The sequence below is a fragment of the Mycobacterium sp. genome, assembly GCF_049585075.1.
In the GTDB taxonomy this organism is placed as follows: domain Bacteria; phylum Actinomycetota; class Actinomycetes; order Mycobacteriales; family Mycobacteriaceae; genus Mycobacterium.
Map to the genome: position 1 here is coordinate 1 of NZ_JBAUZA010000208.1, position 6,564 is coordinate 6,564.

The window sequence follows — 6,564 nt, forward strand, 5'->3', positions numbered from 1 at the left end:
CGGTGGTGCTGGTCGCCTCGGTGCTGCTGGCAGTGCTGCGGGCACTGCTCGTCTACGGCAACCTGGTGCTGCTGCGCCGGGCCGACGTCCTGCACCTGCGCCACGGTCTGCTGCGGCTGCGTGAACGCACCTACGACATGAGCAGGCTGCGCGGCGGGACGCTGCGGCAGCCGCTGCTGGTGCGTATCTTCGGCGGCGCTGGGCTGGATGCGGTGATGACCGGCGTGCATGGGGCAGGCGAGTCGTCGGTGCTGCTGCCGCCGTGTCCGCGTGCCACGGCCGAATCGGTGTTGACCGGCCTGGTCGGCGACCCGAACGTCGTCACCGGACCGTTGCGCGGTCACGGCCGGCGGGCAGCGTTCCGGCGGTGGACACGCGCCTTGGCGATTCCCGCGCTGGCCGGTATCGGGCTGGCGGTGGCTGCACTGATTTCCGTTGTACCCCTTTGGTTGTGGACGGCATGGGTGGCTGTGACGGCCTGGTGCGCGTTGCTGGCCGCCGACCGGGTGGATGCACTTGGCCACCGCGTCGACAGCCGCTGGCTGGTGATGCGTGCCGGCAGCTTGGAACGCCGCCGCGACTGCCTGGCCACGGCGGGCATCATCGGATGGACTGTGCGGCAGTCGCCGCTGCAACGCCGGGCCGGGGTGGCCACCCTGGTGGCGGCCACCGCGGCCGGCATCAAGCGCTACCCGCTGATCGACGTGCCGGAGAACCAGGTGTGGGCGGTGGCGGCGCAAGCATCGCCGTGGGTGGCCGACAGCATCTGGGCGACCCGTTAGGCGGTCAATCCGCGGACCGCTTCGATGCGGGCAATGAGTTGGTCGGAGCTGGCTGCAGCCACCGGTGGGCCGCCGCAGATGCGCCGCAGCTCGTTGTGAATCCAGCCGTGCGGCTTGCCCGTTCGATGGTGTGCGACCGTGACCAGGGCGTTGAGTTCGCGGCGCAGGTCTCGTAATTGCCCGTGTCGAGTGATCGGTTCGGCCACGGCTGCGCTGTCGCGGCTGCGACGGTCAAGCTGCTCAACTTGACGGCGCAGCAACAACTCTCGCATCTGGTTGGCGTCCAACAGGCCCGGCAGACCCAGGTAGTCGGCTTCTTCGTCGCTGCCCGCGGGAGTGGCGGTGCCGAACGACGAACCGTCGAAAATCACCTGGTCCAATTCCGCGTCGGCGCCCAACGACATGAACCCGTTTTCGATTTCGGAAGGTTGCGTCTGGCGCCGCTGCGCGGCCTCCAGTTCGTCGGTCTCCCGATGCGGCTTCCCGAGAACGTGATTGCGTTGTGCCTCAAGCTCGCTGGCCAACTGCAGCAGCGATGGCACCGACGGCAGAAAGATGCTCGCCGTTTCGCCCGGGCGTCGGGACCGCACGAAGCGGCCGATCGCCTGAGCGAAGTACAGCGGCGTCGACGCGCTGGTGGCATACACGCCCACGGCCAGCCGCGGCACGTCGACACCCTCGGACACCATTCGCACGGCGACCAGCCAGCGGGTGGTGCCTGCGGAGAACTTCGCGATACGGTCTGACGATCGGGGGTCGTCGGAAACGACGACGGTCGGCGCTTCGCCGGTAATCCGTTCCAGCAGAACGGCATAGGCGCGGGCAGCCTTCTGATCCGAGGCGATGATCATGCCGCCGGCATCGGGTACTCCGCCGTCGCGCAACTGCCGCAGCCTGATATCGGCGGCGGAGATCACCGCGGGCATCCACTCACCGGCGGGATCCAGCGCGGTACGCCACGCCCGGGCGGTGTGCTCGGCGTTGGCCGGTTCACCGAGCCGCGCCGCGTACTCCTCGCCAGCACTGTCACGCCACCGCGTCTCACCGGAGTAGGCCAGGAACACCACGGGACGCACGACGCCGTCGGCCAGCGCGTCGGCGTAGCCGTACGCGTGATCGGCCGCCGAGCGCAGCATGCCATTGCCGTCTGGCTCGTAGCGCACGAATGGGATCGCGGCGTCGTCACTGCGAAACGGTGTGCCGGTCAACGCCAGTCGCCGGGTGGCGTCGCCGAAAGCCTCGCGGATGGCCTCACCCCAGCTCTTGGCGTCACCACCGTGATGGATCTCGTCGAAGATCACCAGCGTGCGCCTGCCCTCGGTGCGCACCCGATGCCGGGCGGGATGGCTGGCCACTTGGGCGTAGGTGACGACGATGCCGTGGTACTCCGCCGAGGTGTGCGCTGCGGCGTTGCGGAACTTGGGATCCAGCGCGATGCCGTCGGCGGCGGCCGCCAGCGCCCACTGTGTCTTGAGGTGTTCGGTGGGCACCACCACGGTGATCGTGTCTACGCTGCGATCGGCCAGCAGCTCCGTGGCGATCCGCAGAGCAAACGCCGTCTTCCCCGCGCCGGGGGTAGCCACCAGCAAGAAATCACGCGGCTTGGCGGTTAGGTAGCGCACCAAGGCTCGCCGCTGCCAGCCCCGCAAAGCCCGGGTGCTGGGCGCATCATCTGCCCGCACCCGAAGACTCCTATCTGATCGAGATGCAGTCTAGGGCAAGGACATCGGCGCGCGCATATCCCCAGGACCGTGTCAGGCCTATTGTCAGTTCATGATTACGGGACTGGCTCATAGCGGAGTTTGCGTGCCCGACTGCGACGCGGCGGTGGCGTTCTACCGCGACGTGTTGGGCATGCGGGTGCTTTCGCCGCCCTACGTCATGGCCGACGACGCGATCCGCGAGGACATGGGCGAGTTGGTGTCCGACCCCACCATGAAAGCGGCCATCGTCGGGTTCGACGACGACGGCGACCGGGTCCTCGAGGTGATCGAGTACCTCGGCGTGGCCGGCGGCGATCGTCGAAGCACCACGGCCCTCACCGACTTCGGCTTGTCACACGTCGGGCTGATCTGCGAGGACCTCGACGCCACCCGGGCCGACCTCGAGGCCAAGGGTGTGCGCTTTCTGGTCGACGGGATCGCCGACGTAGCGCGGGTCCGCACGACGTGGTTCGTCGACCCGTGGGGTGTGGTGTTCATTCTCGTCGAGAAAACCAAGCCCCAGCGTCCCTATTTCGCCCAGTGGGACTGAAGCGCTTATACGAAGAAGTTGTCGTGGCGGATAAACCACTCTCGGCGTTCGTCATCGGTCATGTCGGCTAACGCGCTGAAGCCTTCGAAGTAAGCCTCCCGCGGCGCACCCGGAGCGAACAGCATCAAGACTGATGCGGGTTCCTCGGCCTTGTTACGAAAACCGTGGATGCCACCGGGCGGGACGTAGAGGAAGTCGTGTGGGTGACCGTCGATCCACTCGGTACCGTCGTAGAGCTTCATCGTGCCCGACAGCACGAAGAACGCCTCGGACATGGCCCGGTGGAAATGCGGGCCGGGCCCGCCTCCGGCCGGGCCGATGTCCACGCGATACAAGCCGTAGTCGCCTCCGGTGGCCTGCTGGTTGGCCAAGTAGTGGTACTGGACGCCGAAGGTCTCATAGTCCGGCGGTTCGTCGGCGCGCTTCAACCACGCGCTGACTTCCGGTTGGTCGTTGAGGTAACGACGTTCGGGATAGGGCGGCACCACCAGCGACATGAGTAGCTCCGTTGGGGGTCTCGGTTGTGTCTTAGCATCGGTGCTGTGCCGAAGCCGATCGTCGACGAAAACACCCGCGCCGAAAGGCTTCTTGATGCCCAGGATAAGGCGGCGCAACTGTTCGACGAGATCGAGCGCCGCGAAATGATCCGCCCCGGCGTCGGTGAGCACGAGTTGTCCGACGAGATCCGCGACCTGGCCGCGCAGCTGCTCGGCGTGACCGGCCACTGGCATCGGCGGATTGTGCGTGCCGGCGAGAACACCCTGCAGCCTTTCAGTGAGCGTCCACCGGATCGGATGATCGCCGACGGCGACATCGTGTTCCTGGATCTCGGCCCGATCTTCGAGGAGTGGGAAGCCGACTTCGGTCGCACATTCGTGCTCAGCGATGACCCGGACAAGCTGGCTATCCGCGATGCATTACCGCGGGTGTGGCGGGCGGGGCGCGACCGTTTCGAAAGCCATCCTGACATCACCGGCGCTGAGTTGTACGACTACGTCGTCGGGCAGGCCCATGCCGAGGGTTTCGAGTTCGGCAGCCCCATCGCCGGCCACCTGCTGGGCGAGTTTCCGCACAAGAAGATCGTCGGCACCGGCGTCGAGTGGTACATCACGCCGGGCTCGAATAAGCCGATGCGGCGCAAGGATTCCGGCGGCCGGGTCTGCCATTGGATCCTGGAGATCCATCTGACCGACCCAGGCCGTCGCATCGGTGGTTTCTACGAGCAGCTGCTCGACCTGCGCTGAGCCGGATCAGCCGATCGGGTAGACCACCCCGGTCAATTCCTCGGAGACGGCCCAGAGCCGCTTCTGCACGTCGGCGTCGTGGGATTTCTTGCTCGAGCTCACGATCTTCGGATAGCCGCGGGTCTGGCCGATGCCGTCGGGGCCGTAGTACTGCCCACCGAGCACCGCCGGGTCGGTGGCAGCGCGCAGCGTGGGTAGCGCTCCCATGGCGGCGTCCTGAGCGACCTGCGTGAAGAACAGGTCGACGAGTGGCCGCAGCAGAGTGGGCGTGTAACGGCCCAACTCGGTGTTCGAACCGCCGGGGTGGGCGGCCGCGGCGATCGTCGTGCCGTGTGCAGCCATCCGCCGCTGCAGCTCGTAAGTGAAAAGCAAGTTGGCCAGTTTGGCCTGCCCGTAGGCAGCGACCCTGTTGTAGCGGCGCTCCCACTGCAGATCGTCGAAGTGGATGTCGGCGAGGATGCGGTGGCCGACGCTGCTGACCGTCACGATCCGGGAGCCGGCGACCGGCAGCAGCCGGTCCAGCAGCAGACCGGTAAAGGCGAAGTGGCCGAGATGGTTGGTGCCGAACTGAAGCTCGAAGCCGTCCTTGGTGGTCGACTTCGGCGTATACATCACGCCGGCGTTGTTGATCAGCAGGTCAATGTGGTCGTGGTCCGATCGCAATTGGTCCGCCGCAGCGCGGATGGACTCCAGCGAGGTCAGGTCCAGCTCCTGCAGCGCTACGCTGCCGTTCGGGCTGCGCCGACTAATGAGGGTTGCGGCGTCTTTGCCCTTGTCGAGATTTCGCACCGCGAGAACGACATGAGCGCCGTGTTCGGCGAGAGCGGCGGCGGTCTCGTAGCCGAGGCCGGTGTTGGCTCCAGTGATGACGGCGACACGACCGGTCTGGTCGGGAATGTCCGCGGTTGTCCACTTGGCCATCAGAAGCTCCTAAGCTAGTAAGGTAAACGGGGCGAGCGCTCCGGTTGATTCAACTATACGGAACGCACGCCCCGTTTTGTCAACCGATCGGTGGTGAACACATGGCGCAACCCGCACGGCCGCTGCGCGCTGACGCCGCCCGCAACCGCGCCCGGGTGCTGGAAGTCGCCTACGAAACCTTTGCCGCCGAAGGACTTTCGGTGCCGATCGATGAGATCGCCCGGCGCGCCGGTGTCGGCGCTGGCACCGTCTACCGGCATTTCCCGACGAAGGAGGCGCTCTTTCAGGCCGTCATTCAAGACCGGATGCAGCGCCTCACCGACGACGGGCACGCCCTGCTTGAATCCGCTGGACCCGGCGAGGCGCTCTTCGGTTTCCTGCGCTCGATGGTGCTGCAGTGGGGGGCAACCGACCGCGGCCTGGTCGACGCGCTGGCCGGGTTAGGCATCGATATCGCATGCGTCGCGCCCGACGCTGAGGATGCCTTTCTGGCGGTGCTTGGCGAGCTGCTGCGCGCCGCGCAGGACGCGGGCACCGCACGGAAAGACATCGGCGTCCGCGAAGTCAAGTCGATCCTGGTCGGATGCCAGGCGATGGAGTCGTACAACGCGGCGTTGGCCGAGCGGGTGACCGACGTCGTCATCGACGGTTTACGCGCGTCGCGATAAGCCCGGGCCGTCCTTGCACTCGGCATAGGCGAGTGCTAAGAATGACGTTGGCACTCGCGACCGGCGAGTGCTAGGTCGGGACGGTGAGACCCAGCCCACGACAGCTGCGGTCGTCCGTCGCGGGCACTGCGCCCGGCCAGAACTTGTCATCCCCAATCGGAGGAATCACTTCGCAATGGCCAAGACAATTGCGTACGACGAAGAGGCCCGTCGCGGCCTCGAGCGGGGCCTCAACGCCCTCGCCGACGCGGTAAAGGTGACGTTGGGTCCCAAGGGCCGCAACGTCGTCCTGGAGAAGAAGTGGGGTGCTCCCACGATCACCAACGATGGTGTGTCCATCGCCAAGGAGATCGAGCTCGAGGACCCGTGGGAGAAGATCGGCGCCGAGCTGGTCAAAGAGGTCGCCAAGAAGACCGACGACGTCGCCGGTGACGGCACCACGACGGCCACCGTGCTAGCCCAGGCGCTGGTCAAGGAGGGCCTGCGCAACGTAGCTGCCGGTGCCAACCCGCTGGGTCTGAAGCGCGGCATCGAGAAGGCCGTCGAGAAGATCACCGAGACCCTGCTCAAGGGCGCCAAGGACGTCGAGACCAAGGAGCAGATCGCTGCCACGGCCGCGATCTCCGCGGGCGACCAGTCGATCGGCGACCTGATCGCCGAGGCGATGGACAAGGTCGGCAACGAGGGCGTCATCAC

Annotated in this window: 8 protein-coding genes; 5 read left to right on the forward strand and 3 right to left on the reverse strand. The window is 66.5% G+C overall.

Annotated features, from left to right (window positions below; genetic code table 11):
• Positions 1-782, forward strand: a 782-nt coding sequence (locus WB785_RS10255; RefSeq protein WP_424078901.1) for a PH domain-containing protein, incomplete at its 5' end; no start/stop codon positions are given.
• On the opposite strand, the gene WB785_RS10260 is transcribed toward WB785_RS10255, so the two are convergent.
• Complete coding sequence (locus WB785_RS10260) at positions 779-2,464, reverse strand: DEAD/DEAH box helicase (protein ID WP_424078902.1); 1,686 nt, start codon at positions 2,462-2,464, stop codon at positions 779-781. The genes WB785_RS10255 and WB785_RS10260 overlap by 4 nt on opposite strands.
• A gap of 91 nt (positions 2,465-2,555) precedes the next feature.
• On the opposite strand from WB785_RS10260, the gene WB785_RS10265 reads away from it, so the two are divergent.
• On the forward strand, positions 2,556-3,035 hold the full coding sequence (locus WB785_RS10265) for a VOC family protein (RefSeq protein ID WP_424078903.1): 480 nt from the start codon (positions 2,556-2,558) through the stop codon (positions 3,033-3,035).
• A gap of 5 nt (positions 3,036-3,040) precedes the next feature.
• Here WB785_RS10265 and WB785_RS10270 read toward each other — a convergent pair whose 3' ends face one another.
• The gene (locus WB785_RS10270; RefSeq protein ID WP_424078905.1) at positions 3,041-3,532 is read right to left on the reverse strand and encodes a cupin domain-containing protein; all 492 of its coding nucleotides are present in this window, start codon (positions 3,530-3,532) and stop codon (positions 3,041-3,043) included.
• Between the two features lie 45 nt (positions 3,533-3,577).
• Between WB785_RS10270 and WB785_RS10275 the strand changes: the two genes are divergently transcribed.
• Positions 3,578-4,279 carry a M24 family metallopeptidase gene (locus WB785_RS10275; RefSeq protein WP_424078906.1) on the forward strand — a complete coding sequence of 234 codons (702 nt, stop codon included), beginning with the start codon at positions 3,578-3,580 and terminating at the stop codon, positions 4,277-4,279.
• A 6-nt stretch (positions 4,280-4,285) separates the two neighbouring features.
• Here the strand turns inward: WB785_RS10275 and WB785_RS10280 are convergent, their stop codons facing one another.
• Positions 4,286-5,200: an SDR family NAD(P)-dependent oxidoreductase gene (locus tag WB785_RS10280; RefSeq protein ID WP_424078908.1), complete on the reverse strand. Its 915-nt coding sequence runs from the start codon at positions 5,198-5,200 to the stop codon at positions 4,286-4,288.
• 101 nt (positions 5,201-5,301) lie between these two features.
• On the opposite strand from WB785_RS10280, the gene WB785_RS10285 reads away from it, so the two are divergent.
• Entirely contained in the window at positions 5,302-5,868 is a 567-nt protein-coding gene (locus WB785_RS10285; protein WP_424078909.1) for a TetR/AcrR family transcriptional regulator, read from the forward strand.
• Positions 5,869-6,043: 175 nt separating this feature from the next.
• Positions 6,044-6,564 (forward strand): TCP-1/cpn60 chaperonin family protein (locus WB785_RS10290; protein WP_424078910.1); only part of this gene is annotated, 521 nt, incomplete at its 3' end.

Bases quoted from the DNA above. Each gene is read 5' to 3' on its own strand.
- WB785_RS10265 (WP_424078903.1), top strand. From the start codon at position 2,556: ATGATTACGGGACTGGCTCATAGCGGAGTTTGCGTGCCCGACTGCGAC.
- WB785_RS10270 (WP_424078905.1), bottom strand. From the start codon at position 3,532: ATGTCGCTGGTGGTGCCGCCCTATCCCGAACGTCGTTACCTCAACGAC.
- WB785_RS10280 (WP_424078908.1), bottom strand. From the start codon at position 5,200: ATGGCCAAGTGGACAACCGCGGACATTCCCGACCAGACCGGTCGTGTC.
- WB785_RS10285 (WP_424078909.1), top strand. From the start codon at position 5,302: ATGGCGCAACCCGCACGGCCGCTGCGCGCTGACGCCGCCCGCAACCGC.